Source organism: Agrobacterium tumefaciens, from assembly GCA_025560025.1.
Taxonomy (GTDB): domain Bacteria; phylum Pseudomonadota; class Alphaproteobacteria; order Rhizobiales; family Rhizobiaceae; genus Agrobacterium.
In genome coordinates this window covers 315998-338560 of sequence record CP048487.1, presented here as the reverse complement: position 1 = coordinate 338560, position 22563 = coordinate 315998, and the positions used below count along the sequence as shown (strand labels likewise).

16 protein-coding genes and 6 pseudogenes are annotated in these 22563 nt (G+C 58.9%); 9 read left to right on the top strand and 13 right to left on the bottom strand.

Annotated features, from left to right (window positions below; genetic code table 11):
* Window positions 1-40: 40 nt before the first annotated feature.
* The 12 genes and pseudogenes from FY152_25275 to FY152_25220 form a co-directional block, all read right to left on the bottom strand.
* The gene (locus FY152_25275) at window positions 41-1747 is read right to left on the bottom strand and encodes a glucose dehydrogenase (protein ID UXS35441.1); all 1707 of its coding nucleotides are present in this window, start codon (window positions 1745-1747) and stop codon (window positions 41-43) included.
* 40 nt (window positions 1748-1787) lie between these two features.
* The gene (locus tag FY152_25270) at window positions 1788-2588 is read right to left on the bottom strand and encodes an amino acid ABC transporter ATP-binding protein (GenBank protein UXS35440.1); all 801 of its coding nucleotides are present in this window, start codon (window positions 2586-2588) and stop codon (window positions 1788-1790) included.
* Entirely contained in the window at window positions 2566-3477 is a 912-nt protein-coding gene (locus FY152_25265; GenBank protein UXS35517.1) for an amino acid ABC transporter permease, read from the bottom strand. Before FY152_25265 ends, FY152_25270 begins: the two co-directional genes overlap by 23 nt.
* A 79-nt stretch (window positions 3478-3556) precedes the next feature.
* Window positions 3557-4411, bottom strand: a complete 855-nt coding sequence (locus tag FY152_25260) for a transporter substrate-binding domain-containing protein (protein UXS35439.1) — start codon at window positions 4409-4411, stop codon at window positions 3557-3559.
* Window positions 4412-4801: 390 nt separating this feature from the next.
* Window positions 4802-6091 (bottom strand): LLM class flavin-dependent oxidoreductase, encoded by a 1290-nt coding sequence (locus FY152_25255; protein UXS35438.1) that lies wholly within the window; start codon window positions 6089-6091, stop codon window positions 4802-4804.
* Window positions 6084-6944 carry an LLM class flavin-dependent oxidoreductase gene (locus tag FY152_25250; GenBank protein ID UXS35437.1) on the bottom strand — a complete coding sequence of 287 codons (861 nt, stop codon included), beginning with the start codon at window positions 6942-6944 and terminating at the stop codon, window positions 6084-6086. Before FY152_25250 ends, FY152_25255 begins: the two co-directional genes overlap by 8 nt.
* A 291-nt stretch (window positions 6945-7235) precedes the next feature.
* Window positions 7236-9011, bottom strand: a complete 1776-nt coding sequence (locus tag FY152_25245) for an ABC transporter ATP-binding protein (protein UXS35436.1) — start codon at window positions 9009-9011, stop codon at window positions 7236-7238.
* Window positions 8965-9828, bottom strand: a complete 864-nt coding sequence (locus tag FY152_25240) for an ABC transporter permease (protein UXS35435.1) — start codon at window positions 9826-9828, stop codon at window positions 8965-8967. Before FY152_25240 ends, FY152_25245 begins: the two co-directional genes overlap by 47 nt.
* Complete coding sequence (locus tag FY152_25235; protein UXS35516.1) at window positions 9825-10748, bottom strand: ABC transporter permease; 924 nt, start codon at window positions 10746-10748, stop codon at window positions 9825-9827. The genes FY152_25240 and FY152_25235 overlap by 4 nt, the downstream gene beginning before the upstream one ends.
* Before the next feature lie 59 nt (window positions 10749-10807).
* A complete protein-coding gene (locus FY152_25230; GenBank protein ID UXS35434.1) occupies window positions 10808-12394 on the bottom strand; it encodes an ABC transporter substrate-binding protein in 1587 nt (528 codons plus the stop codon).
* 1003 nt (window positions 12395-13397) lie between these two features.
* Window positions 13398-14242: pseudogene (locus FY152_25225) on the bottom strand (LysR family transcriptional regulator).
* A 109-nt stretch (window positions 14243-14351) separates the two neighbouring features.
* Window positions 14352-14438 (bottom strand): annotated as a pseudogene (locus tag FY152_25220) (hypothetical protein).
* A gap of 239 nt (window positions 14439-14677) precedes the next feature.
* Here FY152_25220 and FY152_25215 point away from each other — a divergent pair.
* The 6 genes and pseudogenes from FY152_25215 (at window position 14678) to FY152_25190 (ending at window position 18917) form a co-directional block, all read left to right on the top strand.
* Window positions 14678-15202, top strand: a complete 525-nt coding sequence (locus FY152_25215) for a MarR family transcriptional regulator (protein ID UXS35433.1) — start codon at window positions 14678-14680, stop codon at window positions 15200-15202.
* Window positions 15203-15345: 143 nt separating this feature from the next.
* Window positions 15346-15768 carry a heme-binding protein gene (locus FY152_25210; GenBank protein UXS35432.1) on the top strand — a complete coding sequence of 141 codons (423 nt, stop codon included), beginning with the start codon at window positions 15346-15348 and terminating at the stop codon, window positions 15766-15768.
* A gap of 19 nt (window positions 15769-15787) precedes the next feature.
* Window positions 15788-16631: pseudogene (locus tag FY152_25205) on the top strand (siderophore-interacting protein).
* A gap of 11 nt (window positions 16632-16642) precedes the next feature.
* A pseudogene (locus FY152_25200) lies at window positions 16643-17747 on the top strand (NADH:flavin oxidoreductase/NADH oxidase).
* Between the two features lie 99 nt (window positions 17748-17846).
* Complete coding sequence (locus FY152_25195; GenBank protein UXS35431.1) at window positions 17847-18572, top strand: SDR family oxidoreductase; 726 nt, start codon at window positions 17847-17849, stop codon at window positions 18570-18572.
* Between the two features lie 120 nt (window positions 18573-18692).
* A pseudogene (locus tag FY152_25190) lies at window positions 18693-18917 on the top strand (FAD-dependent oxidoreductase).
* Window positions 18918-18996: 79 nt separating this feature from the next.
* Here FY152_25190 and FY152_25185 read toward each other — a convergent pair.
* Window positions 18997-19901: pseudogene (locus tag FY152_25185) on the bottom strand (LysR family transcriptional regulator).
* 723 nt (window positions 19902-20624) lie between these two features.
* Here FY152_25185 and FY152_25180 point away from each other — a divergent pair.
* The 3 genes from FY152_25180 (at window position 20625) to FY152_25170 (ending at window position 22534) form a co-directional block, all read left to right on the top strand.
* Window positions 20625-20900 carry a hypothetical protein gene (locus FY152_25180; protein UXS35430.1) on the top strand — a complete coding sequence of 92 codons (276 nt, stop codon included), beginning with the start codon at window positions 20625-20627 and terminating at the stop codon, window positions 20898-20900.
* Between the two features lie 157 nt (window positions 20901-21057).
* Window positions 21058-21633, top strand: coding sequence for an MFS transporter (locus FY152_25175; protein ID UXS35429.1), 576 nt, complete (start codon window positions 21058-21060; stop codon window positions 21631-21633).
* Window positions 21542-22534 (top strand): MFS transporter, encoded by a 993-nt coding sequence (locus FY152_25170; protein ID UXS35428.1) that lies wholly within the window; start codon window positions 21542-21544, stop codon window positions 22532-22534. Before FY152_25175 ends, FY152_25170 begins: the two co-directional genes overlap by 92 nt.
* The last annotated feature ends 29 nt before the right edge of the window (window positions 22535-22563 follow it).

Below are 22563 nucleotides of genomic sequence, written 5' to 3'. Positions count from 1 at the left end.
GGATTCCCGTCAATCGTCCTGTCGCGAAACTGGCGCACCGTCATCGATAGTCCGCCAGAATATGATCGCTGATCTTCTCGCCGATCATGATGGTCGGCAGGTTGGTGTTCGCGCGCGGAACTGTCGGCATGATCGAGGCGTCGGCGACACGCAGACCCTCGACGCCGATCACCTTGCCACCGGGCGTGGTCACGGCATCGATATCGGTTTCGGCCCCCATGCGGCAGGTTCCGGATGCATGCCATACGCCATGCGCGCAGCGGCGCACGAAGGATTCCAGAAGATCGTCGTTTGCGAGAAGCACATTGAGCGGCTGATCTTCTGTCATCAGCTTTTCAATCAGGGTACGCCGCAACCAGTCGGGGCCGTCGATGAGCTTGGCAAGAATGGTTGTCAGAACGAGGTTCTTGCGGTTGATGACGCCGAGCTCGCGGATGCGTTCGCTGTAGCTGGTGGCAAACGGATCGCGGGCGATCCGCTTCAGCGGTTCCGATTCATAAAGCCCCGCCATCAATCGCACGGCTTTCTTGAGACGCTCGACATCGCGCTGGTCGGACAAAAGATTGAACTCGACGCGCGGCTCTATTTCCGGCGACGACGAGGAGAGCCGCACATGGCCGGTGGAGAAAGTCTTGTTGAGCGTGGTTTGCAGCGAGCCGATCCGCTCTCCCACCGGATGCCAGCCCGACTTGCAGATCGCCACGAAATTCATATCGCCCTGCGGGCAGCCTTCCACGCCGGAAGAGTAACGCATGGCCAGATGGATGTGGCGTCTCAGTGTCGATGGCAGCCGTGCTTCTTCCGGCAGATAGCACGATACGGAAATTGTCGGGTGATCGTAGAGATTGCCGCCGACGCCGGGGCGGTTGGCGACGACATCGATGCCGAGCGAGCGCAGATGCGCGGCGGGACCGATGCCGGCGCGCAGCAGATGCGCCGGCGAATGCAAGGTTCCCGACGACAGGATGACCTCCCGCGCCGAAATCGATACGGCGCCTTGCGGCCCATGCGCTTCCAGCCCCTTGACAACGCCGTTCTCGATACGCAGCGACCTGACGGTGGTCTGCGACAGTATGGTCAGGTTTTCGCGATCGCGCGTCGAATTGTCGAGATAACCGATCGCACTTGAAACGCGGCGGTCGTAGATATTGGAAATGGCGAGGGGGAAGAAGCCATCCTCGAACTGTGCGTTCTGGTCCTGCAGCCTCGTGTAACCCGCCAGCGCCAGCGCTTCGGCAGTCGCTTTCGAAAAGCCGGGCCAGACCTTCGGCGAAATGCGGCGGATGGGAATAGGGCCGCTTTTGCCGTGCAGCGGTCCGTCGAAATCCATATCGCGCTCCAGCCGGATATAATAGGGCAGAACATCGCTCCAGCCCCATCCCGTCGCGCCAAGCGTTTCCCATTCCTCAAAATCGCCGGGAAGCCCCCGATAGGCCTGCATATCGTTGAGGCTGGAATTGCCACCAATGAGGCGACCCTGCTCGTAGCGGCGGGGTGTTGCCGTCTCCGGTGCATTGTGCGGCACGCGTTCGAAAAACACGCGAAGATTCGGCCAAAGGTTCTTCGGGTTGAAATAGGCGATGCGGGGATAGCTGTCGAGAATGGCGGGTTCCACCATGTCGGGATGCATGTCGCGCCCCGCCTCGATCAGGATGACCCTGTGCCTTTTATCGGCGGAAAGCCGGTTAGCAAGGACACAGCCTGCCGATCCGGCCCCGACGATGACGAAATCGCATTCCAGATTCATTGTCTACACCTGCATTAGGGTTGTCTCATGATGGCGTACCTCACGAGGCGAGAACCCGTTTGAGAAAAGCTTGCGTCCGCGCATGTGCCGGCGCGGTAATCACCTGCTTCGCATTGCCGTATTCGACGATGGTGCCGTCCTGGAGAAAGGCGACATTATCGGCGACATCGCGGGCGAAGCTCATTTCATGGGTCGCGACGATCATCGTCACGCCGGAGCGGGCAAGGTCGGTCAGCACGGTCAGCACTTCACCGACCAGTTCCGGATCGAGTGCGCTGGTCGGCTCATCGAACAGCAGGACATCCGGCTGCATCGCCATGGCCCTTGCAATCGCGACACGTTGCTGCTGCCCACCGGAAAGCTGGTTCGGATAGCTGTTTTCCTTGTCCTTCAACCCCACGCGCTCAAGCAGGCTGCGGGCCAGCGCCACCGCGGCGTCCCATGACATCCCCTTTACGCTCATGGGCGCTTCGATGATGTTGCTGAGAACGGTCATGTGGCCGAACAGGTTGAAGTGCTGGAACACCATGCCCATGCGAATGCGCTGTCTGCGCAGATTTTTCGGCGAGGTTTCACGCAGGCGCCCCTTGTGAAAATCAACCCCCAGCGGCTGGTCGTCCAGCGTGATCAATCCACTGTCGTATTTTTCAAGCAGGGCAACGCAGCGCAGGATGGTGCTCTTGCCGGAACCGGACGGACCTATCAGGCACAGCACTTCGCCCTTGTTCACCGACAGGTCTATGCCTTTCAGGACTTCGAGGCTCGCGTAGTTCTTTCTAAGGCCCATGACATGCAGGATGGCCTGCGGCCTTTCGGCTTCAGGAACGACCAATGACAGCATCGTGGTCTCGCTTGTGTTCCGGTTGGGTGGCGGCGGGCTTGTCCCGGAGCCTTCTGAAGAAATCGGCGGCCATTCCCCTTGCGCGCTGGAGCGGTGTCGGGGGAAGCTCGCGCGCCGAACCGCGGGCAAAATAGCGCTCGATGTAATATTGCAGCGATGAAAGGATAGTGGTGACGGTGATGTACCAGAGCGTTGCCACCATCAGCAGCGGCACGACCTTGTAGGTCTTGTTGTAGATGAGCTGCACGGAATAAAGCAGGTCCGGAACGGCAAGAACGCTGATGACGGATGTGCTTTTCAACGTATCGATCAGCAGATTGCCGATGGAGGGGATGATACTGCGCATCGATTGCGGCAGAATGATCCGCGTGAAGATGCGGGTCGGGGAAAGCCCCAGAACCTCAGCAGCCTCGATCTGCCCGGAAGGAACCGCCATGATGCCGCCACGGATAATTTCCGAGGCATAGGATGTCATGTGCAAGGTCAGGCCGAGAAGCGCAGAAGCAATCGGGCTGATGAGATCCCTGGAGTCGATCTCGATAAAGGGCGTCAGCCACGGCAATCCGAAACCGATTTTCGGAAAGAGATAGCCGATATTGAACCAGAACAGCAATTGCACAAGAAGAGGCGTCGAGCGGAAAATCCAGACATATCCCCACGCTCCGATTTGCAGCACGAAATTGGGGGAAAGCCGGGCCGCAGCAATCAGGGTGCCGAACAATACGCTCAGCAAAGTTACGGCTCCCGTCAGCCACAGGGTGGTAACCAGCCCGCGCATGATGCTCGGCTCAAAGATGTAGCGGATCACGATTGCCCACTCGAAAGCGGGATTGCGCAACAGCACATCGATAAACCAGACGACGAGGAGAAGAGCCAACGCCGCAGTCACCAGGCGCGCGGGATGGCGTCGGTGGATAACCGGCTGCCCGCTCGCTTTTGCAAGTTCGCTGTTCATGGAGAAAGGGTTCTCATTTTGCCGGATTGATGAGGGATTCCGGAATGGCAACATCCTCAACGCCATACTTGGTGAGGATTTTCGCGTAGGTTCCGTCGGCGATGAGCGAGTTGATCGCCTTCTGCCAGAAGACAGCGCCTTCAGAACCCTTTTTAAGCGGAACGCCGGCATAGGTCGTATCGAAGATCGGACCGATAACCTTGAGATCTGGATCCTTGCGCAGAAGCCAGCCGTTCTCGCCGGTGTAGCCGGCGGTGCCGTCAGCGCGGACGGACTTGACGGCGAGGAATGTTGCGGCACGATCCGGATAGAGGCTGACCGTGATCGGCTTCTTGCCTTCCGCCTCGCACTTCTTCGACGTTTCCTCGAATGTGCCCTGCGCCGGGTGGCTTGCCAGAAGCGCGATGGTCAGGCCGCAGAAGGCGGTGAGATCTTGCGTGTCCGGAGTAGTGCTCTTGGCCGGGACCAGCAGACGATAACCGGCGATCACATGTGAAACGACATCGACAACTTCCTGGCGCGCGACGGTCGCATCGAGGCCTACAGCGGTATCGAATTTGCCGGACTGAATGGCGGGGATGACGGCGGCAAAATCGCCCGACGTGATCTCGACCGTTGCCCCCAAACGCTTCGCTGCCTCGGTCGCAATATCGTAGAAGTAGCCTGTCGGATTGCCGCTATCGTCCTTGAAAGACAGAGGTTCCCAATCATACTGCATCGAGATGATGAGTTTCTTTCCCTGATAGGGAGAATCCGCAATCGTTGCGACATCGCTGGCAAAAGCGGTTGCTCCGCTCAGAAGAAGGAACGCGGCGGAAAGCGTTCTGATTTTCGATGGTCGATTGCGGCCGTTCTGTATGTTGCCCATTCTATAATCCCTTGAAAATGGAGGTCTGACTGCATGCCTGCCGGATGCTTTCGTTGCCGGTTGGCCCATTGGATGATGTCACAAAACGGAAGCACCCGGAACGTTGTGCGATCCAATGATGAAGCTCCATTTTATATATAATATATAAAATTAATCAGGTTTATGTTGAAGGGAGAAAGTTGCGTCTGTAAGGCAGGCTATGAAAACAATATCTAGAAACAGGCCTCTTTCGACAAAGCCCTGCCGGAAGAGCCTGCTTGGTAATTTGGTCTGAAGTCGCACGTAGACGGGAGTGTTTCAGGCTGAGGAAAAGCATTGGCATGTGCACCTGCTTGCGAAGTGACCGACTCTTGGTCCGCTGCTGAGGCACGGGCGGATGAGGGTGCTCTCTTACGCCGCGACCTCACGTAACACGCGTTCCCGCAGCGTTTCATCGTGATATTCCGTAGCGTAAACGCCCCAGTCCTGCAGAACCGGAACCACGCGATTGACGAAATCCTTCAGCCAATCGGGCGCGGAATGGGGTGCGATGACGAAGCCGTCTGTCGCGCCCGCTTCGACCAGGCGACGCAGTTCTCCGGCCACAGTCACAGGCCCGCCGTGGATGTAATGGGTTCCGGCCGCGAGCACCAACGTCTCGCGCAAGCCCGCGCCGCCATGTTCCGCCGAAATGCGGCGTAGCCGCTCGACCGCCTTGTCGGCCGGTCCGTCGAGATAGAGACCGTAGGAGAGACCGAGATTGACCGTATGGCCCTTAGTGGGGGCGTCGTTGGGTAGTGGCCCATCGATATCCAGTTCGGTGAAGCTTTTGCCCCAAATTTCTGTGACATACTCCACCACGAGCTTTTCATGAAGCTGATAGGGCAACAACGCCTTGTGGCGATCGCGCGCATCCGCGTCGTTTTCGCCGACAAGCACGGCTAAACGTGAGTAGATCTTGAATTGTTCCGGGTCACGTCCCTTGGCACGCAGGCGTTCATGCAGGTCACTGCGGAAGGCGCGGCCGTTGATCTCGTCGGCATAATGCGTGTAGAGACCGTCGGCATAGGAGGCGGCGAGATCGCGGCTGCGACCGGAATCTCCCGCCTGAATGGTGAAGGGCGCGCCCTGTCGGGTTGGCGGCAGAAGACGACCGGCGGGTGCTGGAAAATGCTGCGGTTGAGAACCGGCTGGCCTTTGTCCGGTCAGTGACTCGATGACGCTGTCCACGATCTCGCGCCCGAGTTCATAGCGATCGACGGATTGTTCCGGCACCGCCTTGGCGCGGTGGTTGAGATGCGCCTTGGGATTGCCGCCAAGGACGACATTCCAGCCGGAGCGCCCGTTGGTGATGAGATCGAAGCTGTGCAGCTTGCGCGCCAGATCGTAAGGCACGTTGTTGCCGGTGTTGATCGTGGCGACGAAGCCGAGATCGGGATAGAGCGCGGCCAGCCATGATTGCGTCGTCAGATTGTCGAGCCGGCCGATGACCTTCGCGTCGGGAATGCCGTTCTCGCCCGAGGGCAGGGCGGCGGTTTCCGCCTGAAAATAGAAATCGAACAGTCCTTCGTGGTATGTGGTGGCGGCATGACGGAAGGAGACTTCCGTGTTCAGTTCGGCGGCGAGATCGGGGTGCCAGATTTCAAAAGGGTCTTCGGCATTGTACTGGGCGGCGATGCGGACGCGGCGTTTGTCAGACATGGGATATTTCCGAAATCGATGTTGCAGGGCGGGCAAGAATATCCGCGAGGGTGCCGTCAGATGGCCGCCATTTAAGGTCGAGCCGCGCATGCGCCCGGTGGGTGCGATCGACAAGCTCCGCCCAGTCGGCAAACCCGCCTTCGGCGCGCAGGACAACGCCCATGTGGGCGGCGAAGGAGTCAGGGAGAGACGGGGAATCGAGCAATATTTCCAGAAGCGCAGGGCTTTCGCCCTGACCGGCGGTTGCCGCCCCGTCATGGATCAAGGCAGACGCTCTGTCTGCGATCCCGGCATGGGCCGGATGGCGGCGCGCGATCACCGGCGGGGTGTCCTGCACCGCGGTTGGCGTCGGCAACGGTCCCTTGACCAAGAAATACGGCCCTTCATGATTGGCTTCGCGAATGCGATTGCGGTCGATATAGCGGTTGTTTTTCCAGTCACGCGCCAGAGCGCCCGGCTGCCAGTTATTCCAGAGACTATCGACGACGGCGACGAATTCGGCGACATATTCCGCGTCCGAGGCGGTCCTGGCATAGCCTATGTCGAGCAAATCAACAGGTGCGGTGAGGGGAATGAAACCGGCGCGTCCTTTCGACAATATGTCGAGGCTGGCGATGGCGCGCGCGACCAGATAGGGGTCACCGCGAAAGACGTCGATTTCGGGCACGATGCCGATGCCGTCCAGCCGCCCGGCAGCAAACGAGGCGACAAGCTGCGCCTGCACATCCTCGCCGTTCCCGCCCGCAGGGTGGTCGCGGATCAGAAGAAAGTCGGCGGCAGGACGCGGGAGCTTCGCATCACGCGTTTGCAGCGCCGACAGCTGGCGCAGCGCCTCTTCAGCGTCGATACTCAAACCGACGACTGGGCCTACGACTAAATCTGTGTTTGGGCGCGGAATTTGGGACGTGGACGACACGGCAATATCCTGAAATAGAAACGGACTGCGACTGAACGGACGCGGACAAGCCTATTCGTTCTGTAGAATTCTATATTCTATAAAATATATAAAATGAAGAAACAGGTTTTCGAAGATGCCGTGGACGGGAAAATCGAATGCCCGAAGAGGCCGGTCCATGAACGTTTTGCTGCAAAAATTCCGGCCTTCCGGCGCGCAACTGACAGCGCGACGAAACGCCCGCGCCAGTCATCGCGCCACCACGATGGGGGCCGGTCCATAGGGACGTTCTGGTTCAACCGCTGCGCTGTTCTCGACTTTGCCGCGCGCCAACTGTCCGGGGGCGGACGCCAGAAGGAGCCGCGTATAATCGTGTTGCGGCGCGTCGAAGACGGATGCCGTGCTGCCGGATTCGACGACTTCACCGCGCTTCATGACATAGACGCGGTCGGAGAAATTGTGGACCACCGACAAGTCATGGGTGATGAACAGGTAGGCCAGCCCCAGTTCCTGCTGGATCGAGCGCAGCAGTTCCAGAATGCGCTCCTGCACCGATACGTCCAGCGCGGACACGGCTTCGTCCAGGATCAACAGTTTTGGCGAAGTGATGAGCGCGCGGGCAATTGCAACGCGCTGCCTTTGCCCGCCGGACAATTCGCCCGGTCGTCGTTCCAGGAATTTTTCAGGAAGGCCGACCAGATCGAGCATGCGGCTTGCTTCGCCGCGCCGTTCGCTCCGGCTTCCGATGCCGTGAATCCTGAGCGGTTCGCAAAGAATTTCTCGGACATTATAGCGCAGATCGAGCGAGGCGAACGGGTTCTGGTAAACCATCTGCGCCTCGCGCCTGTATTGCTTGAGCGCCGCGCCGGACAGATGGCGTACGTCATATCCATTGAAGTGGACATTGCCAGCATCGGCTGCCGTCAGCTTGAGTATCAGTCGCGCCAGCGTGGTCTTGCCAGAGCCGGACTCACCGACGACACAAACCGTTTCCTGCCGGTCGACATGCAGGTTGATGCCGCCGACGGCGGTGAAGCGGCTGCCGTCGTGGTCGCCGAAATGCTTCTCGAGTCCCTCGATATTAAGGAGGCGATTCTCGCCGGTCGCACTATCCGTCTTCTCCGGTGCTTGGTTGCCTACGTCCTTTTCGGGTTCGCCGATATCTTGGAGAAACGGTGCGGCCGCCAGCAATTGCCGTGTATAGCCATGCCGGGGCGAGGCCAGAACCGTTTCGACGGGGCCTTCCTCCCGGACATGCCCATGTTGCAGCACCACGATGCGTTCGGCCCGATCCGCCGCGACGGCGAGATCGTGGGTGATGAAAAGCATGGCGGTTCCGGTTTCGACGACCAGCTTTTCCAGATGGTCCAGCACCTGCTTCTGCACGGAAACGTCGAGCGCGCTGGTGGGTTCGTCGGCAAGAAGCAATTCCGGCTCGCCGCACAGGGCGGCGGCGATGGAGATGCGCTGGTTCATGCCACCTGAAAGCTGGTGTGGATAGCGGCCATAAATATTCTGCGGTTCGGCGAAGCCCACTTTGCGCATCAGTTCCAGCGCCTCGCGTTTCGCTTCCGCGCGTCCAAGGTTGGGGTGGAAGAAACGCAGGGCTTCCTGAAGCTGGTCGCCGACCGTCGTAAGCGGGTTGAGCGATCCCGTTGGGTCTTGCGAGACATAGGCGATATGCCGCCCACGCAGCCTGCGCCATTCGCGCTCGGAGAGGTCTCGCAAATCCGTTTGCTGAAAGCGCAGCGCCTCCGCTTCGACGCGCGTATCGTGGCCGGCGTGAAGTCCGATCACGCAATTGATGAGGGTCGATTTGCCCGAGCCGGATTCGCCGACCAGCGCGACGACTTCTCCTTTGAGCACTTTCAGCGAAACCGCGTCCAAGGTCGGCGCTTTCTGGCCCGCGTCGCCATACCAGAACGACAGCCTGTCGATGTCGAGCAGGATGCCGCGATCCGTTTCGGCACCGGGGAAATCAATATGCCTGTCCAAGTCGTTCCTCCAGGAATTGCCCGACAACATTGGCCGCCACGACGGTCAGAACAATGAAAAGGCTTGGAAATGCGATCAGCCACCATGCGGCGCTGATGAATTTTCGGCCCTCGGAGACGAGCAGGCCCCATTCGATTTCGGGCGGGGGCGCGCCGAAACCGAGAAAGCTCAAGGCTGAGACGGAAAGCACGGCCGCGCCGAATTCGATGGCGGAAAGCGCCACCACCGGCCCCCATGAGTGCGGAAGCACATGGCGTATCGCCACATCGGCGGGGGACGCACCAAGCAGGCGCGCGGATTCGACGAAAGGCAGCTTTTTCACCCGGATTACCTCCGAGCGCATGATGCGGGCGAAGCTTCCCACGGAGCCGATGCCGACGGCTATCGCCACGGGAACCAGCCCGAAACCGAGGGCGGTGACGATGGCGAGGCTGAGCAGCAGGTTGGGAATGGCGAGCAGCACATCGACCACACGCATGATCGCGGCATCGAGGCGTTCCGGCCCGAAGCCCGAGATCAGCCCGACGGCGGAGCCGACGACAAGACCGATCAGCACGGCGATAAGCGTCGCCATCAGCGAATTCTGCGTTCCGAAAATGATGCGCGTCAGCACGTCGCGTCCGAGATGATCGGTGCCGAACCAATGTTCCGCGGAGGGTGGCAGCAGCTTCGAGGTAACAGCGACGCCAAGTGGATCGTGGATGGTGAATGCCGACGGAAATGCCACCCATAGGGCCAGGACGGCAAGATAGGCGAATGCGAGAATGGCCGCCCAGTGTCTTCGGACGATGGCCGCGCCCACATCGCGGGCTTCGAAGAAGGCGGCTTCCGGGGAAATGTCGCTCATGATTTCACCCTTGGGTCGAGAACGGGATAGAGCAGGTCCACGACAAGATTGATGACGACATAGACGAGCGCGGAGAAGACGATCAGCCCGCAGACCAGATTGATGTCCTTGTTCGTCACGCCCATTTGCATCAGCCGCCCTATGCCCTGACGTGAAAAGACCGTTTCCGTCACGACAGAACTGGCGATGGTGCCGCCGACGATCAGGCCCGCCATAGTGAAGGCGGGTAATGACGCCTGACGCAGCGCGTGGCGGAGTATCCGCAACTCGGAATAGCCGCGCGCGCGCAAGGTTCGCACGACGCTTTCCGCATAGGCCCGCCGCAGGCTCTTGGCGAGAACCTGTCCCAGAATCCCCGAGCCGGGCACCGCCAGCGTAATCGCGGGCAGAACAAGCGTGGACCATGATTTGCTGCCTGTCGCGGGCAGCCAGTGCAGCTTGAAGGCAAATATCTGCAACAGCAGCAGGCCGACCACGAAGGTTGGTATCGCTACGAAGACGGCGGGAAATTTGGAGACGATGAAGCCGAGACGCGGAAAGCCGGGCAGGTCCAGCGACAGAACCGCGAACAGCGTGCCGAAAGCGATGGCCAGCGTCAGGCTGACAAGGGCGAGTCCCGCCGTTACCGGGGCGGCCGCCGCGATGCTTGCAGTCACATCTTTGCCTGTCACCAGCGATGTGCCGAAATCGAGATGAACGGCGCGCCAGAGCGCGTCCAAATATTGCACGATCAAGGGACGGTCGAAACCGTATTGCGCGCGCAGCTTCGCCAGTTCCGTCGCGTCGAGATGCGCGTCTGGCCCGATCATGATTGCCACCGGATCGCCCGGTAGCCAGTAGAGGATGGCGAAGGCGAGCGTGAAGCTTGCCCATGCAACGAAAATAGCCTGAAGCAGCCGGCGCAGGACAATATAAGGCAATATGCCGCTTGCCCGCATCGATGACGATGAGGGCCTGGCGGGAGATGTCTCGGCGATGCTCATTGTTCCAGCCATGCCGCTTCGAGGCGCAGGCGGACCAGAACATCCGGCAGCGCGCCCTTCAGCTTGGCGTCACGGGCGAAGACCTGCGTGACCGGATATAGCGGATTGGCATAGGCTTGATCGACGATATGACGCTGTATCTCGGCGATCTTGGCGAAGCGGTCTTCCGGCTTGCTGAGCGCAAGCTGCTCGATGACGGCTTTCTTCAGCCATTCGTCGTCCGAATTGGGGACATTGCGCTGTTCCGGCCCGTAGTAGGAACGCAGGACGTCCGGGTCGGCCTCGGTGGCGTTGCCGAAGATGATCTCAAACTTGTGCGGATTGAGGATATTGGTGACGATGTCGCTGCCATCCGGGATCAGTTCAAGCGCCAGATCGACGCCGATCTTCTTCGCGGCCTGCTGGATGTATTCAGCCTGGCTGCGATACTGGCCATAGCCGCTCAGGACGATGCGCAGCGGTTTGCCGTCCTTGACGCGGACGCCGTTGGCGTCGAGTTCCGTCCAGCCCGCCTCGTCGAGCAGCTTGTTGGCGAGATCGGGATCATAGGCGATGTCCGCGCTCTGGTCGATTGCGCCCGGAACCGAGTTGACGAGCACGCCGGTCGCGGGAACCGCCTTGGGGCTTTCGATAGCGGCGATCATTTCCTGACGGTCGACGGCGTGCAGCAATGCCTGCCGTACCTTCACGTCGCTCAGGATCGGCGTCTTGACGTTGAACTGAGGCCCGAACGGTGTGCCGGGGTTGCGGCCCACGTCGAGCGTGAAGCCTGCGGCTTCCAGCGTTGGTTGATCGGAGACGTTGACATTGGTGATGAGCTGGACCTCGCCGGATTCCAGCAGTCCGGTGCGGACATTGTCCTCCGGCGCGATGACGAATTCGATCTTTTCGAGATAGGGCTTGCCGGGATTTTTGGAACTTGGCGAGGCCCATGTGTAATCCTCGCGCCGTTCCAGCGTCGCGCCTTCAAGCTGCGACCATTTCGTCAGATTGAAGGGACCGGCGCTGATCAGCGCGCCCGCGCAGCGCTCTTCGGCGGTTTTCGCAAGCGTCGCATCGGAATAAAGCGCAAGCCATGCCGAGGACGCGGCGGTCAGGAAATGGCCGGACGGATGCGAGAATTTTATCCTGATCGTATAATCGTCGACAATGTCGCTGCCGGCGTAATAGGTCAGATAATTATAGGGTCTGTTCGCTTTCGGGCCGATTTTGTTGCGAATGTTCTCAAGGTTGGCCTTGACCGATTTTGCATCGAGCTTCTGTCCATCCGCATAGGTGATGTCCTTGCGCAGATGATAGGTATATTCCGTGGCGTCAGCATTGATTTCCCAGCTTTCCGCCGCCCATGGCTTGACCGCGCCGGTCACGGGATCCTGATCGGTCAGAGAGATCGCGAAGTTGCGCGCTATGTTGAGCGGCGTGAAATTCGTAATCTGGATCGGGTCCACGCAGACCGGAGCCTCATAGACAGCGATCTTGAGGGTGCCGCCGAAAACCGGGGTACTCGAGGATTGTGCGAGTACAGCCGGAGCGAGCGCCAACAGAGCGCCAGCTAAGAGAAGGGGAGAGGTACCGATTTTCATATATCTGCTCTGCTGTTAGAGTTTCAAAAGACACCGAACGGGGGTTCTCCTGCAGGGGAGAGGGAAATAGGGCGGCTCTAATGCAATTATATATTTTATAATCTATAGATTTTGCAGACTATAGAAATGACTTTGCGAGCTTCCTATCTCCCCTGAAAAACCTCACTCAAAACAGGGCTTCCGGCAGTTGATGCTACCACCAAGAAGGGGCGAACTTTCTTGTGAAAGCTGCGAGATGTGAAGTTTTTATGGTGTATTGTCACCAGCAGATACTGATATTGGGCGCGAGCATAGTTGGGATGCATCATCTCATCGCGCATTACGAAGCGGAGCAGTCATTGATGATGCGGCGGTCTCGCTTCTAGCGAAGCGCGCAAAATGGATCGCGAGACCGTTTCGTAGAGCGATTGGAAGTTATCGGTCTGCCAGAATTCTGTTGCGTGAACGAAGTCGAACCCGAAGGGCCGCTGAAGTTCATGTTTGAGGCAAGTCACACGGCTTCTTCAGGCCGGGATCGACGTCGGCGATCTGGATATGTGCCTGGCACTTGACGGTCTCGCCGCCTTCGCAACGGGAAGTCCGACGATATATTCCTTCGTTTCGGATTCCTCGTAGCAGATGACCTTGATGTCACCGGCATCGCAACGAACCGAGTGAACCTGTCCGTCGGTAAAACCCCTGCCACGACGCGCGGGATGAGATTGAGTTCGGCGGCTGCCGACCGAATGGCCTTGTGCTCAATGTCATCGAAGCAGGCGAAGGGTCTTTCATAGCCCGCGTCCTTCGCCAGTCCATAGCCTTGTCGTAGCTGCGGCCGCGTGCGTAGTCCTCGGACGAAACGGTGACCGCACGGTTCGCGCTGCCGGTCCCACGTATTACTCGAACTTGGGCGCATGCCAGGACATGAAGCGGATTACTCTCGGGAAGAGGCTGGTGCGGGAAATCCGTCCGCCCGGATCTGTGACGGCGAAGCCGCATGGCATAGCTACTCGACCATCATCGGTTATGGACCGTCACAGGCATTTATGATGATGTCTCCGATCTGTCTTGCTTGGTTTATAAATCGCTCTGGAGCGATCGATTGGCTTGACAATATATGTGGCAACCGGCGGTACTTCATCCATCATCATCACCCGAACGACAATATTAGGATGGCTATAAAAAGCCAACTGGGATTCAAGCCCAATTCCTGTTCCGTATCCTGCCCCAACGAGCATCATCATTGGCACATGTGCTGAAATATATTCGGCAACGGTCCGGGGGCGGGAGACGCTGGTCGTTAAGCCATTGCTGTATTGCTTTATGCCCACAGCTGCATTGATCGGGGTGGGACATGACCAGAGGGTAGCGAAGGGCTTCAGCGAGGGAAACTCTGTCTAACGCGAGAAAAGGGTGGCGGGTTGGCATGGCTACGACAGCGCGCTCGCGCCAAAGCGCTGACTTGAAGAGCCCTTCTGAAAATTCCCCGTCCATCGTGAAACCTACATCGATTTCCCCGTGTCTGATCGCCAGAATCATATCATTGACTGTCAGTTGTGGTTGAGCGAGGCTGTCGGCGAGACCGACACGCAACTGGCCGCGATATCCGTTTGTCGCCGATCGGACACGAATTTTGGCGTTTTCGATGGATGTGAGGATGCGGCGAGCTTCTTCACGAAACACCTCTCCTGAATTGGTGAGGCGGATATGTCCCTTTTCTCGGATTAGAAGCTGAGTACCAAGCTGCGCTTCCAGGTCTCCGATTGCGCGTGCAAGAGGAGAGGCGTCAATATGTAATTTGGCGGCGGCGCGGGAAAAACTCTGTTCTTCTGCCACGGCTAGGAAATACCGTAGATGGCGGTTTCTCATCTTCGACTACCTTCCTTCCTGCTCTGATTCCGACATGTTCGACCAACGCGTGGCCCTTACGGATGTCGATTCCCCTCAAGCTTCATTGCCCAGAACAAGGCGCGCATTGCGGGTTCGGCCGCGCGTGGCGCTTGCCTGTGGAGCGCGGTCGATTCCAGGTCAGCTTGCCGATATACATCTCATTGTTCAGGATGCCGCCAACAGTTTCCGTGCTCGGCGGCAACGGTGACATAACGAGGGTGGCGCAACTCAATCTTCATACGGTCAGTTTCCTTGCCAGAGGCTTCTCTAAACGCATGCTGACCCGTGTTTATTTGATGCGATTTCCGAGCATTCAAAAGGCGAGCACCTGGGCCAGGCACCTTGACGCTATCCTAGCAAATACATATTTATCTGCCTAGGCAGATTATATGCAGCAAGAGGATGTCGATATTAATGTCGATTGGCGAAACGTGGCTCCCCCTGGTTTCCGAGCGAGCTTACAATCCAGTCCATAATGTCGGCCGGGCGCTGATCGACGCTGCGTCGCTGATGACGCGGGCTGTTGACCGCCGCGCACAGGAGATCGGCATCACCGGCCCGCAATGGGTTGTGCTGATCAGGATCGGTGGCGGCATCGGCAATACCGCGACAGAGCTCTGCCGAAGCCTTGGCTATGACAGCGGCGCGATGACCCGCATGCTCGACCGTCTGGTTAGGCTCGGCCTGGTGCGGCGTGCGCCCTCGCCGCGGGACGGGCGGGTTGCCGCCCTTTCGCTGACACCGGCGGGAGAGGCGCTTTATCCACGGCTTCGGCCCATCGCCATCGAGGTGATCGACGAACATCTCCAGGGCTTCGCGCCCGAGGAGATCGAGCAGTTCATGACTTACCTCGACCGCGTGGTTGCCAACGGGCAGGCGGCCCGCGGCGACAGGGACCCCGATTGCAACCTCTGTCCGTCCAGCGGCGATACGACCTGAACCTGAAAGGAAGATGAGACGTGAGGCGGATTTTCAGAACGGTGCAACGGGTGGCCTGCATTGGCGCGGCGCTCGCAATTGGTAGCGCTTTGCCTGCACATGACGCGTTCGCACAAACAAGCAAGGCGGCAGGAGACACGAGAATGCAGACAGAACTCACCACCACCGTGCGCGACCTGTCGCTTGTCGCGGCGCAGAAGCTCCTGGCGAACGGCCTCGATCATGCGGCGAAGAACGACATGCGGCTTGCGATCTCCGTTGTCGATCGGGCCGGCAACCTTCTTGCCTTCGCCCGAATGGATGGCGCCTCGATCGTCACGGTCGATGTCGCGGTCGGCAAGGCGCGCACGGCCGCCTTCCTCAAGGCGCCGTCGAAGCTGTTCGAGGACATGATCAATTCGGGCAAGCCGTCCATGGCGACCGTGCCGGGACTGCTGCCGCTGCAGGGCGGCATGCCGATCGTGCATGAGGGCGAGGTGGTCGGAGCGGTCGGCGTGAGCGGCTCGTCTGGCGACAACGACCAGGCGGCGGCGGCGTTGATCGCCGAATCCTTTGCGCAACTTTAGAAGAAAAACGGAGTATTGCATGCGCGGCGGCCATCACCACGTTCCCGATAGAGATTTGACCGAAGACCGGCGTCCGCGCCGCGTGCGTCACCAACTCCGTTTCCGGCTGCTTGAGGTGCAGCGGACAGAGATGCTGACCCAGCACATGGTGCGGATCACGCTTGGCGGCGAAGACCTAGCCGGCTTTGAAAGTCCGGGCTTCGACGATCATATCAAGCTGTTCATTCCGGCGCCGGGCGAGGAAGCCCCGCCACGGCCTGAACTCAGCGAGAGAGGCGTGTCTTTTCCCGCAGGCCAAGCCCACCCCGCGGTGCGGGATTTTACGCCACGCCATCACGATCCGGTCGCCGGCACGCTTCAGATCGACTTCGCGCTGCATGAGACGGGGCCGGCCAGCGAATGGGCGCGTCAGGCACGTCCGGGACAGAAACTCGGTATTGGCGGGCCGCGCGGCTCGTTCATCCTGCCGATCGATTTCGACTGGCACCTTCTGATCGGCGACGAGACGGCTGCCGGCGATCACCCGTCGGCTGGAAGAACTCCCGGCAGGCGCACGCGTCATCGTGCTGGCCGAGGTCGACGGCAAGGCCGACGAGCTGACGTTCGAGACAAAGGCCGCGGCGACCGTCCATTGGGTCCATCGCGGAGCCGCCCCAGGTGGCACGGCCCCGCTGGTCGAGGCGCTGAACGCCGTCTCCTTCCCGGAAGGCGACTATTATGCCTGGATCGCCTGCGAGTCGTCTTCGGCCAAGCACCTGCGTCAGGCACTGATCGCCGAACATGGCGCCAATCCCAAGTGGATCCGGGCCTCCGGCTACTGGCGGCGCGGCGCGGCCGGCGCTCATGATAGTTTCGACGAATAGGTTGGGACGTCATGAGGCACCTGTTTTCTCACGTCGATATCGGCCCGCTGCGGCTTGAGAACCGCATCGTCATCGCGCCAATGTGCCAGTTCTCGGCCGGAGCGGGTCAGGCCGGCGACTGGCACCTGATGCATCTCGGCAGCCTGGCGCTGTCGGGGGCGGGGCTCATGATCATCGAATCGACGGCCGTGACGCCGGAAGGGCGCATCTCCTATGCGGATCTCGGCCTCTGGGACTATCTGACGGAGACAGCACTCGCGAAGGTCATCCTTTCAGTGCGAGCGCATTCCAGCATGCCGATCGGCATCCAGTTGTCGCATGCCGGGCGAAAGGCTTCCTCCGGCGTGACGCGGGAAGAGGGCGTCATCGCCCCCGACGACGTGCGCGGCTGGCGGACGGTTGCGCCCTCGGCGTTGCCGTTGACCGAAGACGGCCCATTGCCTGAGGTACTCGACCTTGCCGGCATCGACCGCGTCGTCTCAGCCTTCGGCGATGCCGCCGCACGGGCGGCCTGCATCGGGCTGAACCTGATCGAGCTTCACGGCGCGCATGGCTTTCTGATGCACCAGTTCCTGTCGCCGATCACCAACCGGCGCACCGACGATTATGGTGGCAGCCTGGAGAACCGCATGCGGCTGACGCTGCGGATTTTCGATGCGGTCAAGGCGGCCGCCCAAGGATGTCGCCGTCGGCATCCGCATCTCCGCGACCGACTGGATCGAGGGTGGTTGGGATCTCGACCAGAGCATCGAACTGGCCAGGGCGCTCGATGCGCGCGATTGCGCCTATATCCACGTCTCGGGCGGCGGGCTCGATCCCAAACGCCAGCAATTGCCGCCGCTGGTGCCGGGCTATCAGCTGCCCTTCGCCGAAGCGATCAGGGGGCATGTCGATATGCAGGTCATCGGTGTCGGGCTGATCACCGGGGCCGCACAGGCGCAAGCGGCGATCGCCGAGGGCAAGGCCGATCTCGTCGCCCTGGGTCGCGGCATTCTCTACAATCCGCGCTGGCCCTGGCATGCGGCGGCCGAACTCGGCGCCACTGTCAGAGCTCCGACACAGTATCTGGATTGCGCCCCGCACGGCATCAACGTGCTGTTCGCAAATACCGGCTGAGGCGCTGTCTGCATCGGCGCTTGTACGACCATGCTGTGAGTATCGGGGCGCTCGAAGATTTGCCGAACACCAAACAAACCGAAAAGAAGGAAGAAATCCGTGAGCCTCAAAGACAAGACAGTGATTGTGATCGGGGGAAGCTCGGGCTTCGGCAAGGCAACCGCCCTGAAGGCCGCGGAACTGGGCGCGAAAGTGACTATTACCAGCCGGGATGCCGCGAAGCTCGAGCAGGTCGTCGGCGAATTCGCCGCGGTCGGGTATGCCGTTGCCGGGCATGTGGTCGACGCGGCCGATGTCTCGTCGATCGCCGCCTTGTTCGACGGAATCGCATCCTTCGATCATCTCGTCTCGATGGCGGGTGGCGCGATGGGCGGCGGCTTTCTGGCAGCCGACTATGACACGATCAAGCACGCCGTCGATGAAAAGCTGTTCGCCAATCTTCAGATCGCCCGCCATGCGGCCAAGAGGATTGCCGAAGGCGGCAGCATGACCTTCACCGCCGGTTCGGGTGGCCGGCCGCACAATGCCTCCGGAGCCATCATCGGCAACGATGCCATTCGTATTCTGGTGGAGGGGCTCGCGGTCGAACTGGCGCCGAAGGCGCGCGTCAACGCCGTTGCACCGACATGGACGCCGACACCGCTCTGGCGGGGCATGGCAGCCGCCGAGCTGAAAGCCACGCAGGAGCGTTTCGCACAAACCATCCCGCTCGGAAGAACGGCCGAGATCGACGAGGTCGCTTCAGCCTACATCTTTCTCTTGCAGTGCAGCTTCATCACCGGCCAGACGATCGCGGTCGATGGCGGGCTGACGCTGGTAAGTTGACGGGCGAATGCGCTTTCGACCAAGTAACTTGATGTGCTGGGGTGCTCCTGGTGATCCAAGACTTCAGCGGCGAACCTTCTCAGCGGACCGCTGAACGTTGGCACGGTCGCCAATTGGAATCTCGCGGCGGTGGAAGCACGCCGCCGTTTCCCGACGAAGGCGACGCAGAAACTGCAGCTGATGATGCGGCGCGATCGCGATGAAGCAAGGCGGAGCGGCCCGCCGACCTTCATGTGCTCGATCGCGCGCTGGCCGCTGCTCGCCCATCTGGCGGGACGTCTGATCAGGCTTGGCTTCCGGCCGGAACATGTGTCCCGGCAGGCGTTAAACTCTCCGGCGGATTGACGGTCGAAAGCGTGCCCTGCCTGCGCCGGCGTTTGGCCGCTACGGGGATGGTGAGGGCCGTGCTGACTGCTGTTTCTGTTTATTTAGTATATTGCCGTGTTTCGGCTGATAGCTGCAGGACATCGCAGATTTTTAGAAGCTGCTCGGTCAGCGGACTGGTCTTGCGCCAGACCATGCCGATTGTGCGGGACGGTTGCGGACGTCAAACCGGGCGACCGAGACCGATGCCGAATCGACCTCTACCGGCACGGCAATTTCCGGGATCATGGTTATGCCAATCCCCGCGCCCACCATCTGCACGAGCGTGGTAAGCAAGGTTGCGCTCATCTGGTCCCTGGCTTGCTCGGCGGTCAAATTGCAGAAAGAGAGAGCCTGATCGCGGAAGCAATGGCCTTCTTCTAAGACAAGCAGTGGCATTTTGCGAAGGTCTTCGCGGTTGGGCATGGGCTGTCCAGCATGCAAGGCGGAGCGGATCATCACGAATTTCTCCGTGAAGAGTGGGGCCTCGTTCTGCGTGAGTTGGGAGACCGGCAGGGATACTATGGCGGCATCGAGGCCCCCTTCGGTGAGTTCCTTCAGCAGCTTCTGGGTTATTGTTTCGGAGAAGCTGAGTTCGAGATCGGGATAGAGGCGGGTCAAGTCCCTGATCACCACAGGTAAAAGATAGGGTGCGACGGTCGGAATTATCCCGATCCGCAGTGGGCCCACCAGCGGGTCGCGGGAGGCCCGCGCGAGATCACCGAGATCCTCCACATCCCGCATAATCTGGCGGATACGGGACAGAACCAGGTCGCCGAATTCGGTCAGCAGCAACCGCTGTGCCTCGCGCTTAAACAGTGCGGCACCCAGTTCCGTCCCCAGATTGCGGATTTGGATCGACAAGGCTGGTTGCGAAATCGCGCAATCCTGCGCTGCCCAGCCGAAATGGCGGAGTTGTGCAAGCGACTCGAAATACCCCATTTGTTTGAGCGTTATATGGGTCATGATTTTATCTCATCGCATTCGCTGGAGAATGCGCGTCAATGTATCCTTCGTATCTGGTTGAGTGTCAGCAACCCAACCATACCGGAGATTATCGATGACCGCCCGCAAAGCCGCTCACTCGCTACAGCGCGCTAAGGGCGCGCTCGCGAGCGGCTTTGCTACCGTCGACTTACACCACGCTACGGGGCACGATCGAGTTAAGATCGTCACTTACGACCGAATAGTTCGCGGGCTGCGGAGCGATACTCGGTTTAGGACGAGTTCCGAGAATGAGACGCTCAGCCCATAAGTACCACGAACTAGAACGAACCGCGAAGGTGTCAGCCGGCGCCGATATCTCGCCTGCTTTATTTCAAGGAATCAGCGGCATAGGGGTTACGTTTTTATGCCAATTGTGCATGGTGGCCGCCAAGACCCGCCCAAATCAACCGCCGCTCAAGCCGACTCAATGTCGTGCGCCCAAGCACCAGCGGCATCTCATCGATTTCGACGGATGTACGAACAAGCAGCTTCGTGGCGAGTTGCTACGACGGAAGAGTCTATGGTGTGACCATTTGCGACGAAACCGTTTCGGTGAGTGTGAGACTAGATGTGCCCTATAATCAGTTAATGGCGGCCGAATGATCAGTGACAGGTTCTCGATCACAGATACAACGTATCGCTTATCACCCATTCTGACCGTCAACAGAGCAGTTGAGAAACTGCTGTTTGAAGGAGATCATCATGGCGTCTAATCCAACGCTGGAAATAATAAAAGTCAGCGAGATAAAACATCTCAACATCCTGGTGAAGAACTTGGACATTTCATGGGCGTTTTACAGCGAAGTTTTGGGCTTCTCGTATGTGAACCATCTGGGCCCCAGGAAGATCGCCGCGTCTTTCCGCGGTTTCGATTTTTTCTTGGAGGAAGCGGTCGATTACCAAGGAAAACCTGATGAGAGGATCCACTTTGGAATTCGGACTGACCGTCAGGGAGTGCTGCTTTGGGGGAGCATCTGAGCAACAATGGAGTCACCCTTGTAAGGGGAAACAATCCCGAAGCAACTATCTATGAGATGACAGGAACGTCTCGTGTTGCTCTTTATTTCCAAGATCCCGATGGATGGACAATTGAGGTATATAGCCCAGAATAACAGCTGTTTCGATAGGGATCTAAATGGGTGTTCTTGCGGAATGGAAGTCGCTGTTTTTAGGCGGTAATTTTTCTAAGATAGTGGTCTTGGGTGGCGGAATAGCTTTGCACGCGATCAACATTTTTGTTGGATCGACTTTGATGCCCTCAATCGTAAAAGATATTGGTGGTGTTGATCTTCTCGCTTGGAACACTACTCTCTACATAGTGGCCTCGATACTCGCATCGGTGTTTGTTGCCCACCATCCGGCGGGCTTGGGGCCTCGTCAGGTTTACGCAATCGGAGCGGCATCATTCGCCATCGGCAGCCTTCTCTGTGGTACTGCGCTGCACATGGAGAGCATGCTCTTAGGGCGTTTTGTTCAAGGGTTCGGCGCGGGCATTCTTGTCGCCATATCCTATTCTATGGTCCGGGCGTTATTTATAGAAAGTCTATGGCCGAGAGCACTGGCTTTGATGTCGGTGGTGTGGGGGGGCGACTTTATTGGGACCCGCAATCGGCGGAGTCATGGCTGCCGCAGAATTATGGCGGCTCTCTTTCTGGATACTTCTGCCTGCGGCGTGTTTTCTCTTTTTCATTGCATGGTCAGTACTGCCTGAGGAGTTTGCTGGTTCGAAAGACTCGCCGCCACCATTGCTTCAGATTGTTCTTCTTTCGGCGTCGATCATGTTGCTTTCGTTGGCTGGCACCGCCGCAGAATTGAATATTCTCATTGCAGGGGCCTTTCTTCTTCTCGGATTTATATGCGCGGCAGTGATTGTGTGGCGCGAGAATTATTCCTTGGCAAAACTCCTTCCCACGGGTGCATTCTCAATGCACTCACCGTTATTCATTTTGTACCTTATGATGATCTTAATCTGCGCCTGCCAAGCGAGTGAAATTTATGTACCGTACTTCTTGCAGCTCTTAAAAAAACAGCAACCGCTTTGGGCTGGCTATATGGTGTCGACCATCGCTTTTGGATGGATGTTGGGAGCGATCTGCTCCGCGGGACTTACCGGACGAAAAGCCCGAATTGCCGTCCTCGTTGGGCCCATCGTTGTTTTTCTGTCGTTTGTAGGGCTTTCAATTTTTCTTCCTGTACCCAGGGTCGCCGTCGACCGAAACGAAACGGTCGCGATAGTAGTTTGCTTGTCCGGATTGGGTTTAGGGATAGGTGTTTGTTGGCCACATCTGCAAAGTGCGGTGTTATCTCGCGCACTGCCTCGCGAAGAGGATTTAACCTCGGCGTCTATCCCCATTATTCAACAGTTCGCTAGCGCTTTGGGCGCTGCGGTTGCCGGATTGGTCGTGAATTTCAACGGCGTGTCGGACGTCGTGAATTTGAATAGTTTATCGAATGCTGCATGGTGGCTGTATTTCACTACCTCTACCGTCGCTGCGCTTGTTGTGCCGCTCGCCCTCTTCGCAACGCGCATCGTCTCGCCGATTAAGACCTCTGACCCAAATGGGATAAAATCATTGAATAAGACCTCCCTCGACAGGATTACTGATGTGTAACCCGAAGGTACCGATCGAGCGAACCCGTA